Here is a 15,579-nt window from a genome sequence, read left to right on the forward strand (position 1 = left end):
GACTGTCCGACTGGACCTTTCGGCGGACGCGGTCAGCCGGGCTCACTTCGGCGGCAACGCTTCCACGAACTCGCGCGCCCGCCCGATCCAGTCCTCCAGCACGTCGTCCTCCGACACCGCGCCCCCGTCCACGATCACCCAGCCCTTCATGGGCCGCCCCGTGAAGTCGAAGACGCGCGCCCCGGGCTGGGCGAGCGCGTCCTCCTGCGCGTCCGGGCCGATGCGGGCGATCAGGTCGTCGCCGATCACACCCACCAGCATGTTCCCGTTCCAGAGGAACGCGATGCCGCCGAACATCTTCTTCGCCGTGATGCCGGGCAGTGCGCCCAGCGCCTCGCCCAGGCGGTGTGCCAGGCCCTCGTCGTACGCCACACGCTGAATACTGTCTCAGCGAGTTGCCAGGCGCCTCTCAGATTCGTGTGGCTTCATGGACATACAGGACATTCGAGGAGGCCATCTTGTTCGGCTTGGTCGGCTTTGTGCTCGGCTGGCTCTTGACGCTGTTCATCCTGGTGATGATCGGGCGGATGATCGTGGACTGGGCGGTCACGTTCCAGGCGCGCGGTGACTGGGTGTGGAAGGTGCGCCGCGTGACGCACGGCGTGACCGAGCCGGTGCTGGCGCCGGTGCGCCGGGTGTTGCCGCCGGTGCGGTTCGGCGGGTTCGGGCTGGACCTGGCGTTCACGGTGGTGTTCATCGCGGCGCTGATCCTGCGGTCGATCGTGTGGTGAGGACGCCGGGGTTCAGCAACCCGGCGGGGTCCAGCGCGGCCTTGGCTCCGGACAGGGCCGCGGCGAAGACGTCCGGACGTTGCCGCGTGTACCAGGGCATGTGGTCGCGGCCGACGGCGTGGTGGTGGGTGATGGTGCCGCCCGCCGCCAGCAACGCCTCCGACACGGCGGCCTTGATCTCGTCCCACTGCGAGGTCAGGCTGCCCCACCGGCCCGGCGCGTAGATGCCGTAGTACGGCGCGGGGCCGTCCGGGTAGACGTGGGTGAAGCGGCACGTGACGATGCCGATCCCGCAGACCTCGCGCAACGCCGCGGTCCCGGCCTCCACCACGGCCGCGTGCAGGTCGGCGAACCTGTCCCAGGTGCAGGCCGTCTCGAACGTCTCGGTGATCATCGCGTGCTGGGCCATGGCGTCGCGTTGGTAGGGCATGCGCAGGAACGACTTCCGCCACTGCTGCGCCGCCCCCTCGACGACCTCCCCGTCACCGCACAGCTCCAGCGCCTGCGCCAGCAACCCGTCGACCGGGTGCGACGCGGACTCGAAGGCCAGCACCAGTACTGCCTGGGACGACCCGGCGTTGAGGAACGCCTCCGCCGGGTCCAGCAGACGGCAGTTCGCCGGGTGCAGCCCGGACTGCGCGATCGCCCGGGTCGCGTCCACGGCACGGTCCCAGGACGCGAACCGCACCGACGCACCCGCTCGGTGCAGCGGCGGGGACTGCAGGCGCATCCACGCCTCGGTGATCACGCCCAGAGCGCCTTCCGAGCCCAGGAACAGCCGGTCCGGTGACGGTCCCGCGCCCGAACCGGGCAACCGCCGCGACTCGCTGACCCCCTGTGGCGTCACGACCCTGAGCGACTCGGTCAGGTCGTCGATGTGCGTGTAGAGCGTGGCGTAGTGGCCGCCGGCGCGGGTCGCGAGCCAGCCGCCGAGGGTCGAGAACTCGAACGACTGCGGGAAGTGCCGCAGCGTCAACCCGTGCTCCTTGAGCTGCGCCTCCAACGACGGCCCCAGCACGCCCGCCTGGATCCGGGCAGCCCGGCTCGTCGGGTCGACCTCCAGCACCCGGTCCAGCGCACCCAGATCCAGGGTCACCACCCGGTCCAGCTCGCGCGGCTCAACACCACCGACGACGGAAGTGCCACCACCGAACGGGATCACGGCGACGTCGTTCGACCCGCACCAGTCGAGCACGTCGACGACGTCCTGCTCGGTGCGCGGGCGGGCGACGGCGTCCGGCAGCGGGCCGACGTCCCCGGCGAGGTTGCGGGTGACGTCGCGGTAGGCCTGGCCGCGGGCGTGTGTGAGCCGGTCGACAACGTCGGTCGAGTACACCTCGCCCGGCGGCTGGATCCGCGGGGCGGGCACGTCCAGCGACTTCGGGTCCGGTGGAGCGTGGAACGTCAGGTCCGCGCCCGGCAACACCGCCCGGACCCGGTCGGCCAGCGCACGGCGTTCCTCGGGGGTGACGGCGTCCTCGACGTTGCCCCAGCCCCACCACGACCTCGTTGCCATGCCGAGCAACATAAGCGAAACGCTGTCGTTCTGGAATGACCTGAGTACAACTACTCGCGCGCCCACGCTCCCCGCAGCGCTACCGTCGGGGCCATGAAGTCCTGGGGGACAGCACTTCTGCTGCTGGTGATGACCGCACTCGGCTGGGCCATGTACGCCGTGACGAGACCCGACGGCAACAGCGCCACCGACGAGAAGGCCCGCCAGGTCGCGGACCGCATCGCCTACCCGGTCGGCGCGGACGGCAACGCGTACGCCCGCTCCGCGCTGGTCGGCAACACCGACCCGAAGTACTTCGCGGTCATCGGCATCACGGACAGCCCGGCGAACGACCCGGAGAAGGTCCGCGTGACCCTGCTGTTCCGCGTGTACGACCCCGGCACGTCGGAGGACCCGCCGTCCTTCCGGTTCTGGGAGCGGAACCCGGTGACCGCCTGCTACCGCGCCGACTTCACCTACTACGGCGTCACGAAGGGCGGTCCCGACCGCATCCGCTGTCCCCAGGACGCCAGGCCGATCACCCCGCCACCCGTCCAGCTCAAGGGCGTCCCGACCACGTACCCCGAAGCCTTCAAGACGATCCTCGGAGAGCTGCCGCCCACCACCACGAAGGACGACGTGCTCGCCGCGTTGCGCGCGAAGCTGCCGCCGATGCCGGTCGACGAGCGAACCAAGCTGCCGTGGGCCGAGCCGCGCCTCGACGCCGTCGTCGAGAACGGCGCGATCGGCATCGTCGCCAGCGGCGGCGGTTCGTGCCTCACCGGCGTGCGGCTCGCCGACGGAACCGTCGCGGCGTGGTACCCGCCGCGCGTGCAGACCCAGCCCGGCGAGTACGGCTGCTCCGGTCAGAGCGCGCTGCAGCTGTACGGCACGCCGCCACCGAAGTAGCGCCTTCGATACAGGCGCTAGCCAGCGCCGAAGCACACGAACCCGACGGCGGCCGCGTAGGCCGCGTCGTCGGTGGCCGCCCGTTGCACGGCGGCAAGAGCCTCGGCGGGCGCCATCCCGGCGGCCAGCTTCTGGTGCAGCTCCACCATCACCGGCGCCGTGCCGTCCGTCGGCACCGGCACGACAGGTGCGATCAACGTCCGAGTCCCCAAGCCCAGCAACGCGGCCGTGAACCCCATCAGCTCATCGCCGGGACGCACCGCGGACTGCCCGGTGTCACAAGCTGACAGCACCACCCGCGTGGGAGGCTGCCGCAACCGCTCGATGTCGTAGACGGTCAGCGGGCCGTCCGCCAGTTCCAGGGCGCTGAACAGCGGGTTGTCGACGCGGAACGAGCCGTGCGCGGCGATGTGCGCGAGAGCGGCACCGTCCATTGCGGACGCCACCGCGCTCACGGTCGCCTCCGCGTCGACGAGCACGCGGCCCGGCACGTGTCTGCTGATGGCCTTGATCTCGGCGGGCGCCGCGGCCATCCGCGGTCCGGCGGCGAGCACCGCCTCGCCCGGCGCGTCGGGGACCGACGTGGCGCGCAGCCAGACGGACGCGGACGGGGCGACGGTCACCTGGCGGTCCAGCACCGCCCACGGCAAACCGTTCAGCGCGCCCGTCGGCACCACGACCAACGGACGCCCGTCGACCCGCGCGGCCAACGGCGCCAGCAAACGTTGCGCCAGAAGCGAAGCGGCGTGCGCGGCGGAAGATCGCGCCACGGCGAGGTTCGGCAGCTGCGGTGGCAGCGTCACCAGGCGGTGCAGGGCGAAGCGCAGCAACCGGATCTCGCGGACCACGCCCTCCACCGGGCCGAGCGAGTGCAGAGAAGAGCGGCCGCCGGCCAGCACGACCGCCATCAGCACGCCGTCGTACTCGACGAACTCGATCAGCGCGGCACTTCCCAGGGCAGCGAACAGCGACCCGACCGACGGCGGTTTGAACACCGCTCCCCCGCCGGACATCTGCCGGGTGAGGTCGCGGACGCGTTGCTCGGCGCGGACCAGCTTGCCGCGCAGCGCACCGGCTGGTTTCCCTGCCAGCACTGCGGATTCCACGTCCGCGGCCACCGCGCGCAACGATGCCAGGGCGTCTTCGAGGCGCGGATCGTCGGGCGGTGACACGGACTTCATCCGCAACGCGCCCGCTCGCCAGCTCTCGGTCCACGACAGCACGCGAGCGGCGTTCCCGGACGCGACGGCGAGCCGCAGCCCCTCCAGCGCGAGGGCCTGGCCTTGCACACCGGTCGACGCCCGCAGCTCGGCCGCACCCAGCGACACCCGGTACTCGTCCAGCAGCGAGATGCCGCGACGCAGCGCCGACGAGGTGCCGCGAACGTCACCGGAAAGCTTGCGCCGCAACGCCTCCGCGTACCAGCCGCGCACGCGCAGCCCGGCCGGTCCGCGCAGCCTCGCGGCGGCCGCGAGACCGAACTCCTCAACGGCACGAGCGCGGTGACCGAGGTCGGCGGCGACCAGACCGGCGTCGATGCGGGCCTCCAGCGCGGGCAGCCGCCAGTCCATCGCGTCCAGTTCCGCGGCGACCCGCGACAGCGCCAGCCGCAACGGCCGGGTGCGGTCGCCGCGCAGCACGGCGGCGTGCAGTTCGAGGTACCGCGCACCGGCCGCCCACAGCAGGCGCTGCTCGCGGCGGAACCGGCGCCGCGCCTCGGCCGCGAAGCCCTGCGCCGCGGCGGGATCGTCGTCCAGCAGCGCGATCCTGGCGCGGAAGTACAGCGCCTCGGACACGCCCAGCGGGTTCTTCAGCGCCTTCAGCTCGGTGATCGCCCGGTCGGCCGCGGCGCGCGCCTCGTCCAGCAGTGGCACCGAGACGAGCAGCTCCAGCCGGTTCACCAGCAGCACCGGGCGCATCACGTCGAGCCGGCGGTGGACCTCCTCCGCCTTGTCGAACAACGTCAGCGCGGCGGGCACGTCACCACCGCGGGTCGCCATGATGCCGGCGTTCCAGTGCACGTCGGCGACCCCGAGCTCCTGGCCGAGCTCCCCGAGCAGGGACGCGGCCAGCGAGAAGTCCGCCGAAGCCTCACGCATGTTGCCCACGTACGCGCGCACGAGGCCGCGGTTGTTCAGAGCGCGCGCCTCGACCAGTTGGTCGCCAACGCGGCGAGCACCGGCGATGGCCGCGGTGTAGTCGCGCTCCGCGTCGTCGTGGCGGGTCAGGTAGTGGAAGACGACACCGCGTTGCATCAGGGCGGCGACCGCGTCGGCACCGGTCAGCTCCGGCATCGCGTCGTCCAGAGCCTTCAGCGCGGCCCGGTGCTTGCCCGTGTAGACGAGCACCCACGCGAGACTCATCTGCGCCAGAGCGGACAACCGGGGCAACCCGGCGGCGGAGGCGATCCTGATCGACCGGCGCAGGTGCCGCGCCGCGCCGGGGAAGTCGTGCATCTCCCGCAACGCGAGGCCGATCGCGCGTTCGGCGATCGACCATTCCGCCCGATCTTCCGTCGTGCGGAGCACCGCGCGGGCCATCTCCACGGCCGCACGCGGGTTGCGCTGCCTGGCCTCCAGCGCGTCCTCCGCAGAAAAGTCCGTCACGGCATCACTTTATCGGCTGTGGTAGCTTGATCAAGCTCGGTCGGGGTGCCCGTCAACGCTGCTTTAGTGAGGCCGTGGTGTCGAAAACGCCAGAAAGCGCGGAGCTTTACCAAAGAGCTTTTCTGCAGCTCATCGCCGAGGACAAGAACATCAGCTTCCACGCCGAACGCGGGCGTGAATTCCTTTATCGACCCGGCCAGCTGCTCGTCGCCGTCGAGGATCAACAACGGGTCGTCGAAAAGCTCCGGGAAAACAACATCATCGCGCGACCCGGCGAGGGTTTGGCCGGACTGGCGCGATTGACGTTGCCGAACAACGCGGAGGACATTCCGCGGATTGTTCGCCTGTTGCGCGACCAGCGGAACTGGCCGAACCAGCGGATGCCGCTGGTCCAGCCGCACCACGTGATCGTCGGCCACGGCGGCCTCATCATGGGCAACCCCGGCGACCGGCCCTACCCCGCCGAGCCGCTCCCCGCGCCCAAGGCGGACGGGAGCCTGCGGGACATCAGGGTCGGCATCATCGACACCGGCATCTCCTCCGGCGCCGACAGCGACCACTCCGGCTGGTTCGCCGAGCGCTACGCCAAGGAGGCCGACGACGTCGACCCCGCCTACAGCAGCGGCGACTTCTTCGCGTTGCAGGGCGGCCACGGCACGTTCGTCGCGGGTGTCATCCAGAACGCCGCACCCGGCGTCACGTTCGACCCGGAGATCGCGCTCGACCACAACGGCTTCGGCGACGAGGAACGGCTCTGCCGCAAGATCACCGAGCTGGGCCAGAAGAAGATCAGCGTGCTGAACCTGTCGCTGGGCTGCTTCACCGAGGACGACGTGGCGTCCGAGCCGTTGCGGCGCACGATCGAGGCGCTGCCGGACGACATCGTCGTGGTCGCCTCGGCCGGCAACCAGGGCACGCAGCGGCCGAGCTGGCCCGCCGCGCTGTGCGGGGTCACCGCCGTCGCCGCGGCCGAGCAGAAGCGGGACGGTTCCCTCGTGCCCGCGTTCTACTCGAACTGGGGCCACTGGGTCGACGCGTGCGCGATCGGCAACCGGGCGTCGACGTACCTCAAGGGCGAGTGGCAGCTGCCGGGCGAGGCCTCCGCGACGCCGTTCGCGCTGTGGGCGTACTGGTACGGCACCTCGTTCGCCGCTCCCCTGGTCACCGGACGGATCGCCGCCACGATGGCCGCTGACGGCATCACCGCAGCTCAGGCGCGTGACAAACTGTTGAGCGGCGCGGAGTTCGCACCCGGCTACGGAGTTTTTGTCAAATAGTTGTATCTGGGAGGCAACCCCGGCCTCCGCCAGTTGTGACCGCAAGGAGTCGACGTGAGCTCAGCCTCCCCGATCGCCGCGCTCGTGAGCGCGGCGGCCGAGGGCGACCAGTCGGCGTGGAACGAGATCGTGGACCGTTACACGCCCCTGGTGGTGTCGGTGATCTACAAGCACCGGCTGCGCCCGGCGGACGCCGCCGACGTGAACCAGACGCTGTGGCTGCGGCTCGTGGAGCAGATCGGACGCCTGCGGGAGCCGGAGGCGTTGCCGGGCTGGATCATGACGACCACCCGCAACGAGTGCCTGCGCGTGCTGCGCGTGCAGCAGCGGACGCACCTGTACGACCCGCTGTCCGAGTCCGACGCGCTGGAGTCGAAGCAGGTGGACGCGGACGTGGAGGCGGACCTGTTGGCCGTGGAGCGGCGGCAGGCGTTGCGGGACGGGTTCGCGGAGCTCACCGACCAGTGCAAACGGTTGCTGACGAAGCTGATGACCGATCCGCCGCCGAGCTACCAGGTCGTGAGCGAAGAGCTCGCGATGCCGGTCGGCAGCATCGGCCCGACGCGGATCCGCTGCCTGGAGAAGTTGCGGAAAACCCCTGCGCTCTCAGCGTTCCTGGGATCGCCGGCGACGAGAGGAGGTGTGCTGGGTGCGGCACGACTGGGACAGTGACGAGGTACTGCTCGACGCCTTGCGCGACGCGTTGAGCACACCTTCCGAAGAAGTACCGCCGGAGTTCGTCGAGGCCGCGAAGGCCGCGTTCACCTGGCGGAACATCGACGAGGAGCTGCTGCTGATCACGTCGTACGACTCCGTGCTGGACGACACGCTGTTCGCCCGTGCGCGGTCGACGGCGACGGCGCGGCAGCTCGTGTTCGACGCGGACGGCGTGATGCTGCAGGTCGAGGTGTCGGCCGCGGGGATCACCGGCCAGCTGATGCCCGCGTCCGGAACGGTGACGCTGGTGACCCCGGACGGGGACCACGAAACCGCGGCCGTCGACGAACTGGGCACGTTCGTGATGGGCGCGGCACCGCGTGGACCGGTCAAGTTCCGGTTCACCGGCGGTTGCACCGATTGGTTCATCCTCTGAGCACCATTCGAGTGATGGTGCAATTCATTCGTTCGGCCCACATCTGCGGCCAGTAGGGTTGTCGACGCTCAGAATTCGCATCTCGAGAGGTGTGCGGCTGTGGTCGATCGAGTCAGCTGGGTTCCGGAAGGCGTCAACGTCGACGTTCCGAGTTCCGCCCGGATCTACGACTACCTGCTGGGCGGCGGACACAACTTCGAAGCGGACCGCGAGACGGCAGAGGCATTGATCAGGGTGCTGCCGGTGCGGGACATGGCGCGCCGCAACCGCGCCTACCTCCGGCGCGTCGTCCTGGAACTGGTGGCTCTCGGCGTCCGGCAGTTCCTCGACCTCGGGTCGGGCATTCCGACGGTCGGCAACGTGCACGAGGTGGCGCACGAGGTCGCACCCGACTCGAAGGTCGTGTACGTCGACTTCGAACCGGTCGCGATCACGCACGCCGAGCTGATGCTGGCGGACGAGCCGAACGTGACGGCGGTGCTGGCCGACCTGCGCGAGCCGGAGAAGGTCGTGGCGCAGGCCAGGGAGATCCTCGACTTCTCGCAGCCGATCGGGCTTCTCGTCGTCGGAGTCCTTCAGTTCATCCCGGATTCGGACGATCCATGGGGTGTGCTGTCCCGATACGCGGATTCGCTCTCGTCCGGTTCGTACCTGGCGCTGTCGCACTTCACCGCCGACAGCATGCCCGCGGCCATGGCGGCCGGCAGGGAGATCTTCGCGCGCACCGCCGAGCCGATCACCCCGCGCACGCGCGCCCGGGTGACGGACATGCTGGCGGGCCTGGAGATCGTGGAGCCCGGCATCGTGTTCACGCCCGAGTGGCGGCCGGAGACGCCGGAGGACGTCGGCACGGACCCGTCGAAGGCCAACATCTACGCCGCGGTCGGCCGCAAACCCTGATGGCCACCTCGCCCCTCGCACAGCGGTGGGCGGCCGTTCTGATCGAGAGCGCGTACTCGCCGATGTCGCGGCGGAAGCTGACGCAGCACCTCGAGGAACACGCCGTCCGGCTGCGTGCTGGGCAGGACGCCCACGTCGTCGGGCAGTGGTTGGTGCGCAAGCGTTTCACCGGCCCGGACTCGTTGCGGCGCACACTGGAGGTGCTGTCCGGGCAGTTCCCGGCCGAGGTGCTCGGCGCGCTGGCGTCCGGTTACGTGCGGGCGACGCGCGACCAGTTGTTCACCGAGCAGGAGAAGGTCAAGAACTCGCTGCTGAAGACCGTCGAGGACGCGCAGCGCGACCTGCACGACAGCGAGGCCCGGTTCGCCCAGGTCTTCGCGACGACGGCGGTGGGCATCGCGATCTTCGACCTGCAGGGCTGTGTCGTCGAGGCGAACGAGGCCCTGGCGGGCATCCTCGGCCACGAGGAGATGCCCAAGGAGCTGTTCGCCGACGCCGACGCGGTGGCGCTGGCCTCGGCGTGCGCGCGGATGATCGCGTCCTCTGTGGACACCGACCGGCGCGAGTGGGAGCTGACGCGCAACAACGGCGACTCCGTGTGGGCGAACGTCGTGCTGTCCGTGCTGCGCGGGTCGGACGGCCTGCCGAAGTTCCACGTCGCCCTGATCGAGGACGTGACCGAGCAGCGGATGCTCCAGGAGTGGCTGCGGCACCAGTCGCTGACCGACCTGCTGACCGGGCTGCCGAACCGCGCGTCGTTCACGGACAAGCTGGAGTCGGCGCTCGCGACCGGCGAGCCGCACACGCTGGGCTACCTGGACGTGGACAGCCTGACGATCGTCAACGACGGCCTCGGGTACGTGGCGGGCGACGCCGTGCTGGTCGAGGTCGCGCGCCGGCTGCGGGTCGTGCTGCCGGACGCGGTGGTGGCGCGGGTCGGCGGCGACGAGTTCGTGGTGCTGATCCGCGGCACACCGGACGTCGCGGCGCTGGCGGCGATGATCGACGACGAGCTGTCGGAACCGGTGTACCTGGAGGGCGCGGGCGTCGCGGTGTCGACGTCGATCGGTTTCGTGCACGCGCAGGGCCCCGGCGCGGACCCGACCGCGGTGCTGCGGCGGGCGCACTCGACGTTGCGGCGGGCGGAGAAGGGCGGCAAGAGGCAGTGGGCGATCTACGACCACGAGGCGGACCTCGCCGACCGGGAGAGGTTCGCCCGCATCGCGGCGATGCCCGGTGCCTTCGAGAACGGCGAGATCTCCGTGGAGTACTCGCCGGTGTCGTGGGTCTCGGGCTCGACGGCGTTCCTGGAGGCCTCGCTGCGGTGGGGCGCTTCCCGGCACGACGCGGTGGTGGCCTACGCGGACACGCTGGGCCTGGCGGCTCGCGTCGGGCAGATGGTGCTGACCGACGCCTGCTCCCGCGGCGAGCCGGTGCTGGTGCGGCTGTCCAGGGACCAGTCGCGGCACCCCGACCTGGCAACGCACGTGCGCACCACGTTGCGGGCCGCGGACTTCCCCGCCTCGTCGCTGTTCCTGGCGCTGGACGTGCGCTCGATGCCGGACGGCGAGGAGAACCTGGAGGTCCTGCACGACATGGGCGTCCACGTCCTGCTGCACGAGTTCGGCGGCGGGTTCGGCGGTCTGTCCACTGTGGATCGCAGTCCGGTGTGGGGCGTCCGGCTCGCACGGCCGCCGTCGGAACGGCTGGCACGGCGGGGAATGGCGCTGCTGGTGCCGCTGCTGCGGTCGGCCGGCGTGCACGTGATCGGCGGGCCGGGCGATCCGGACGAGCTCGAGGCTCTGGGCGTGGACCTGACGGTGGGCCTCCCGCCGTAGCACGGGAGACCCACCGGTGTCACATCAGGCAGCGTCCTCGACCGAGGTGAGGTCGGCCTTGGCGGTGCCGGCGAAGTTCCGCTCGACACGGGACTTCTCCGCCGCGTTCGGGTTCGGGTTGGTGCACGGGACACCGCCGGTGGAGCCCGACATCAGGCTGGAGCACGGCCCCGGCTTGATGTCCGGCAGACCCAGGATGTGCCCGATCTCGTGGGCGGCGATGCGGATCTTGTTGTAGCCCTGGTCGACCGCCTGCTTGCCCATCCAGATCTTGCCGTTGCCGAGCGTGGTCGGCTGAGCCCGCGGCCAGCCGGGGTCGGACACGATGGTGAAGTTCGCACGCGTCCCCGCGGCGGCCTTCTTGATCTGGACGTTCTTCACGCTGGCGTTCCAGACCTTCACGGCCTCCGTGATGTCCGACTCGTACAGAGCCGCACCCGTGGAGTCGTAGGTGATGGTGCGAGCTGCTTGTGCGGTGCCCACGACGCCGAGAGACAGGGCGGCGGCGCTGGCCAGCACAGCAATTGTTTTGCGCAGGAACACAGGAATCTCCTCGCAATGCAGGGTAATTGCTCCCCGACTGTATCGGCGCGGCGTTGGCGCACAAGAAGAGTCAAGTGTCAAAAGCACGGCGCGGTTCAGTGCGTTCGTAGGTGTTCCCGGGGTCGCGGGGGCGGTGCACGCCTTGCGGCTAGCGGAAACACGACCTACTAGTGATGTTCTCGCCGCGCGGCGCCACGAACAGGTGGCCGCCAGTCGGAGGAATAACTGTTGACGCCCTCCGGATCTGATGGACCGAAGGGCGTCAACGAGTGCAGCGAATCAGGCGAACGAAGGCTGGCGCAGCGCGTGCTCCACCAGCGCGATGAGGATCTGCTTCGTCGACTGCCGGTTCCGCGCGTCGCAAGGAATTATCGGCACCGAAGACGGAATCGTCAGCGCGTCCCGCACCTCCTCGGCCCGGTGGTGCATCAGGCCGTCGAAGCAGTTCACCGCGATCACGTACGGCAGGTCGCGGTCCTCGAAGAAGTCGATGGGCGCGAACGCCTCGTCGATCCGGCGCGTGTCGACCAGGACGACGGCACCGATCGCACCGCGGACCAGGTCGTCCCACATGAACCAGAACCGGTGCTGTCCCGGTGTGCCGAACAGGTACAGGATCAGGTCCTTGTCCAGCGACACGCGACCGAAGTCCATGGCCACCGTCGTGGTTACCTTGTCTGGCACCGCGGACAGGTCGTCGACTCCGACCGATGCCTGGGTCATCACGGCCTCGGTGGTCAGCGGGGTGATCTCGGAGACCGAGCCGACGAACGTCGTCTTGCCGACACCGAACCCGCCCGCGACGACGATCTTCGCCGACATCGCGTTCAGGTCGACCCCAGGTGACCCCGGACGACCCGGAGCACCGTTGCTCATGGGAACTTCTCTCTACTCAGGCTCTCATGGAAACGTGCAGCTGGGCACGGATCTCCGGCGTGAGCTGAAGACCGACCCGCTCCACCAGCCGGGTCATCGCGTAACCGATGAGGCCGATGTCGCAGTTGGGTGCGGCGAGCACGGCGAGGCAGGACCCGTCGCTGATGGACATCAGGAAAAGATAGCCCCGTTCCATCTCGACGACGGTCTGTTTCACCTCACCCGCCTCGAAACAGCGCGCCGCGCCGAGGTTCAGCGAGACCAGACCCGAGGACACGGCGGCGAGCTGTTCGGCGCGGTCGTGCGGCAGGCGGTCCGACGAAGCGAGCAGCAGGCCGTCCGCCGAGACGACGATCGCGTGCGCGACACCGGCGACCCTGCTGACGAAGTCCTCGACCAGCCAGCTGAAGTTGTCCAGTTCCTCAGTCGCGGTGGTCACTGGTGTTCCCTTTCTGCGATCACGGGGATGCCTCCGACGGCCGAGTCGAAGAGCGACTCACGGCCCATCTGGACACCCTTCTGGTACGTGGCGAACCGCTGACGCAACCGGTCCGCGGACCGGCCGGGGGTGCTCACGGTCGCCAGCTGCGGTGCCGGTGACGACGGTTTCGGCAGTGAACCCGGTACCAGGCGCGCCTTGGGGACGCGCTTGGGCAGGCCGTTCTCCGTCGTCTGCGCGGTGTCGCCGGTGCCGAGGGCGCCGGCGGCACGCCAGCCCTCGTCCGCCGTTCCCCAGTCCGACTCGGCGAAGTCGGCGACCGCGCGTGGCACCGCCGTTGGTGCCTCGGTCTTCACGGTGGGCTCCGCCGACCGCTGCCGCTTGGGCAGACCGTTCACGGTGGCGGGTTCCGCGTCTTCTTCCTCGGCACGTTCCGGCTCCGCTGACGGAACGTCCTTCGTGGATGGTGCCCTGACGGGTTCGGCGACCGCGGGGGTCTGGAACCACCGCGACAGCGCGTCGGAAGAGATCTCCGGCTCGTCGACGATCGCCGGGAAGATCTCGGTGGCGGGCTCGGCGGGGCGCTCGATCGGCGGCTCGTAGGAGTAACCGTCCTCAGCGGACTCCTCGGTCGCCTCGATCCGCGCGGTGAACAGGCCGTCCGCCGACGTCTGCTCGATGCGGTGCCTGCCGGACGGTTCGTCCGCGGTGGCCGGTGCCGGCACGACGACCGGGTGTTCCGGCGTCCACTTCGGAACACCGGCGAGGCCCTCGGCGGTCGACTCGGTGGTGGTGGGCGCCGCGACCGGCGGCAGCGGCAGTGCGGGCACCGCGCCCTTGTGCAGCAACGAGATCGGCAGCACGACCTGGGCGGTGACACCGCCCTCGATGTCGTCGTTGTTCGCGAGCGTCACGCGGATCTCGTGGCGCTTCGCCAGCTGGCCGACCACGTACAGGCCCATCTCGCGGGCGACCGAGACGTCGACCTCCGGCGGCTCGGCGAGCTTCGCGTTGGCCTCGACGACGTCGTTCTCCTGCATGCCGACGCCGCGGTCGTGGATGCGGATCGCGATCTCGCCCTTGCGGGTCTCGATCGTGCGCACGGTGACCTTGGTGGTCGGCTTGGAGAAGGCGGTCGCGTTGTCGAGCAGCTCGGCGACGAGGTGCGCGAGGTCGTTGACCACGCGGCCCTGCACCATCAGGTCCGGCGTCGGCGCGATCTGGACCCGCGCGTACTTCTCGACCTCGGACACCGCGGCGCCGAGCACCTCGGCGATCGCGACCGGGCGGGTGACGCGGCGGTTGACCGTGGTACCGGAGAGCACCAGCAGGTTCTCGCTGTTGCGGCGCATCTGCGTCGCGAGGTGGTCGAGCTCGAACAGCGACGCCAGGTGGTCGGGGTCCTGCTCGTTCTGCTCCAGCCGGTCGATCACGCTGATCTGGCGTTCCACCAACGCCTGCGAGCGCCGCGACAGGTTGATGAACATGTCGTTGACGTTCGCGCGCAGGGCCACCTGCTCGACGGCGAGGCGGACGGCTTCGCGTTGCACGAGGTCGAACGCCCGCGCGACCTGACCGACCTCCTCGGTCGTGTGGATCGGCACCGGGACGATCGCCTCTTCCGCGGCCCGCTCCGGCTCGCGGTGCGAACGAATGCGGCGAATCGCTTCCGGCAGCTGGTTGCGGGCGACGTCGAGGGCGCTGCGGCGGAGGAGGCGCAGCGGCCGCAGCATCGACTGCGCGACCATCGCCATCAGACCGAACGCGATCAGCAGCGAGATCGCGACCAGTGCGGCGTCACGCCACGCGGCCCCGCGGGCCTCACTCGCGAGACGCGTGGTCGTCGAGTCGGCCTGGCCCTCCAGGTCGGTCGCGACCTCGCGAACCAGGTTCGCGGTGTCCTCACCGATCTTGAGCACGTCGGCGTCCGTGATGGACACCGGCTTGCCGTCGGCGTCCTGCGCGAGCGCGAGCTTGATCAGCCGGTTGCGGCCGTCCACCGACGAACCGGACACGACGTCCTGGAACTTCTGCCGGTTCTGCGGCGAGGCCACGTCGTTGAACTCGTTGAAGGCCGCGTCGAGCCGGGACTGCGCGGCCCGCAGGTCGTCCGCGGCACCGGGCGCGAAGCCCTTGCGCAGCGCGGTGGAGGTCAGGATCGAGTTCTGCTGGCCGATCTGCTCCTGCGCGCTGTACAGCGCCTGCGCGGCGGCGGCCAACGGCACGATCTGCGCCTCGCTCAGGCTGGAGATCGCGGCGCGGTGCACCTGGCCGAGCGAGGCGATGATCTGGTTGTACGCACCGACCACGGCGAGGTCGGGGTACTTCGTGCTCAGCAACGTGACGCGCAGGCTCGCCAGACCTTCGAGCGACTGCAGCGACTTCGTGAACGCTTCCTGCAGCGGCCCGCTCAGGACCGTGCTCGTCGCATCCCGGTATTTGCCCAGTTCCGTGTCAGTGGCACCGGTGCGGGCGGCGTGCTCGGGGCACGCGTTCTGCCTTCCGGCGGCAACACACTGCACGGCCCAGTCGCGCTCGACCTGGAGCGCGTTCTCCACCTTCGCAGCCTGGTGGCTCACGGCAAGTTCACGCTGGACGGTGCCGAACAGCTCCACGTCGTCGAGCTGAGTGTTCAGGCGCAGGCCCGCGAGAGTCGCGGTGCTCAGAGCCGGAACTAGCAACACCACCGCGAGCTTGCTCCGCAACCGCCAGTTGCGTAGGCGGAACCGGTCGATGCCTCGCTGGTCCTCACGACCGCGCACCGTCAACACTCCCCGCCCCGTTTAATAGCAGCAAACCTGGTGGATCTTGGAGTAAAACACCCGGTTCTCATACCGCCGTTTGGACGACAAAACAGCTGGTTCGAGAATCA

Annotated in this window: 15 protein-coding genes; 7 read left to right on the forward strand and 8 right to left on the reverse strand. The window is 69.9% G+C overall.

Annotation, left to right across the window (positions count from 1 at the left end; genetic code table 11):
* Positions 1-42: 42 nt before the first annotated feature.
* On the reverse strand, positions 43-372 hold the full coding sequence (locus AOM45_RS38485) for a TfoX/Sxy family protein (protein ID WP_030468888.1): 330 nt from the start codon (positions 370-372) through the stop codon (positions 43-45).
* A gap of 86 nt (positions 373-458) precedes the next feature.
* Here AOM45_RS38485 and AOM45_RS38490 point away from each other — a divergent pair, with 86 nt between their 5' ends.
* Positions 459-731, forward strand: a complete 273-nt coding sequence (locus AOM45_RS38490) for a YggT family protein (protein ID WP_030468887.1) — start codon at positions 459-461, stop codon at positions 729-731.
* On the opposite strand, the gene AOM45_RS38495 is transcribed toward AOM45_RS38490, so the two are convergent.
* Positions 694-2,247, reverse strand: coding sequence for an FAD-binding oxidoreductase (locus AOM45_RS38495; protein ID WP_035910983.1), 1,554 nt, complete (start codon positions 2,245-2,247; stop codon positions 694-696). The genes AOM45_RS38490 and AOM45_RS38495 overlap by 38 nt on opposite strands.
* A gap of 93 nt (positions 2,248-2,340) precedes the next feature.
* Between AOM45_RS38495 and AOM45_RS38500 the strand changes: the two genes are divergently transcribed.
* Entirely contained in the window at positions 2,341-3,135 is a 795-nt protein-coding gene (locus tag AOM45_RS38500; protein WP_059362919.1) for a hypothetical protein, read from the forward strand.
* A gap of 17 nt (positions 3,136-3,152) precedes the next feature.
* On the opposite strand, the gene AOM45_RS38505 is transcribed toward AOM45_RS38500, so the two are convergent.
* Both AOM45_RS38505 and AOM45_RS53200 read right to left on the reverse strand, forming a co-directional pair.
* Positions 3,153-5,741, reverse strand: a complete 2,589-nt coding sequence (locus AOM45_RS38505; protein WP_051783839.1) for a CHAT domain-containing protein — start codon at positions 5,739-5,741, stop codon at positions 3,153-3,155.
* Positions 5,738-6,160 carry a hypothetical protein gene (locus tag AOM45_RS53200; protein WP_236703983.1) on the reverse strand — a complete coding sequence of 141 codons (423 nt, stop codon included), beginning with the start codon at positions 6,158-6,160 and terminating at the stop codon, positions 5,738-5,740. Before AOM45_RS53200 ends, AOM45_RS38505 begins: the two co-directional genes overlap by 4 nt.
* Here AOM45_RS53200 and AOM45_RS38510 point away from each other — a divergent pair.
* The 5 genes from AOM45_RS38510 (at position 6,146) to AOM45_RS38530 (ending at position 10,849) form a co-directional block, all read left to right on the forward strand.
* Positions 6,146-7,018 carry a S8 family peptidase gene (locus AOM45_RS38510; RefSeq protein ID WP_236703984.1) on the forward strand — a complete coding sequence of 291 codons (873 nt, stop codon included), beginning with the start codon at positions 6,146-6,148 and terminating at the stop codon, positions 7,016-7,018. The genes AOM45_RS53200 and AOM45_RS38510 overlap by 15 nt on opposite strands.
* A 54-nt stretch (positions 7,019-7,072) precedes the next feature.
* Positions 7,073-7,690, forward strand: a complete 618-nt coding sequence (locus tag AOM45_RS38515) for an RNA polymerase sigma factor (RefSeq protein WP_030468882.1) — start codon at positions 7,073-7,075, stop codon at positions 7,688-7,690.
* Positions 7,668-8,111, forward strand: a complete 444-nt coding sequence (locus tag AOM45_RS38520; RefSeq protein WP_030468881.1) for a hypothetical protein — start codon at positions 7,668-7,670, stop codon at positions 8,109-8,111. The genes AOM45_RS38515 and AOM45_RS38520 overlap by 23 nt, the downstream gene beginning before the upstream one ends.
* A gap of 99 nt (positions 8,112-8,210) precedes the next feature.
* Positions 8,211-9,011, forward strand: coding sequence for an SAM-dependent methyltransferase (locus AOM45_RS38525; RefSeq protein ID WP_030468880.1), 801 nt, complete (start codon positions 8,211-8,213; stop codon positions 9,009-9,011).
* Entirely contained in the window at positions 9,011-10,849 is a 1,839-nt protein-coding gene (locus AOM45_RS38530; protein WP_051783837.1) for a diguanylate cyclase domain-containing protein, read from the forward strand. Before AOM45_RS38525 ends, AOM45_RS38530 begins: the two co-directional genes overlap by 1 nt.
* 24 nt (positions 10,850-10,873) lie before the next feature.
* Here the strand turns inward: AOM45_RS38530 and AOM45_RS38535 are convergent, their stop codons facing one another.
* The 4 genes from AOM45_RS38535 to AOM45_RS38550 all read right to left on the reverse strand — a co-directional run bounded on the left by AOM45_RS38535 (position 10,874) and on the right by AOM45_RS38550 (position 15,469).
* A complete protein-coding gene (locus tag AOM45_RS38535) occupies positions 10,874-11,392 on the reverse strand; it encodes a snapalysin family zinc-dependent metalloprotease (RefSeq protein WP_030468878.1) in 519 nt (172 codons plus the stop codon).
* Positions 11,393-11,671: 279 nt separating this feature from the next.
* Entirely contained in the window at positions 11,672-12,268 is a 597-nt protein-coding gene (locus AOM45_RS38540) for a GTP-binding protein (RefSeq protein WP_030468877.1), read from the reverse strand.
* Between the two features lie 16 nt (positions 12,269-12,284).
* Complete coding sequence (locus AOM45_RS38545; protein ID WP_030468876.1) at positions 12,285-12,707, reverse strand: roadblock/LC7 domain-containing protein; 423 nt, start codon at positions 12,705-12,707, stop codon at positions 12,285-12,287.
* Positions 12,704-15,469 carry a sensor histidine kinase gene (locus AOM45_RS38550; protein ID WP_236703985.1) on the reverse strand — a complete coding sequence of 922 codons (2,766 nt, stop codon included), beginning with the start codon at positions 15,467-15,469 and terminating at the stop codon, positions 12,704-12,706. Before AOM45_RS38550 ends, AOM45_RS38545 begins: the two co-directional genes overlap by 4 nt.
* Positions 15,470-15,579: the final 110 nt, after the last annotated feature.

The organism is Lentzea aerocolonigenes (genome assembly GCF_000974445.1).
GTDB classification, from domain to species: Bacteria; Actinomycetota; Actinomycetes; order Mycobacteriales; family Pseudonocardiaceae; genus Lentzea; species Lentzea aerocolonigenes.

What these genes read in the sequence shown, in the direction of transcription:
- AOM45_RS38495 (WP_035910983.1), bottom strand. Translation starts at nt 2,247, where the DNA reads ATGGCAACGAGGTCGTGGTGGGGCTGGGGCAACGTCGAGGACGCCGTC.
- AOM45_RS38500 (WP_059362919.1), top strand. Translation starts at nt 2,341, where the DNA reads ATGAAGTCCTGGGGGACAGCACTTCTGCTGCTGGTGATGACCGCACTC.
- AOM45_RS38530 (WP_051783837.1), top strand. Translation starts at nt 9,011, where the DNA reads ATGGCCACCTCGCCCCTCGCACAGCGGTGGGCGGCCGTTCTGATCGAG.
- AOM45_RS38540 (WP_030468877.1), bottom strand. Translation starts at nt 12,268, where the DNA reads ATGAGCAACGGTGCTCCGGGTCGTCCGGGGTCACCTGGGGTCGACCTG.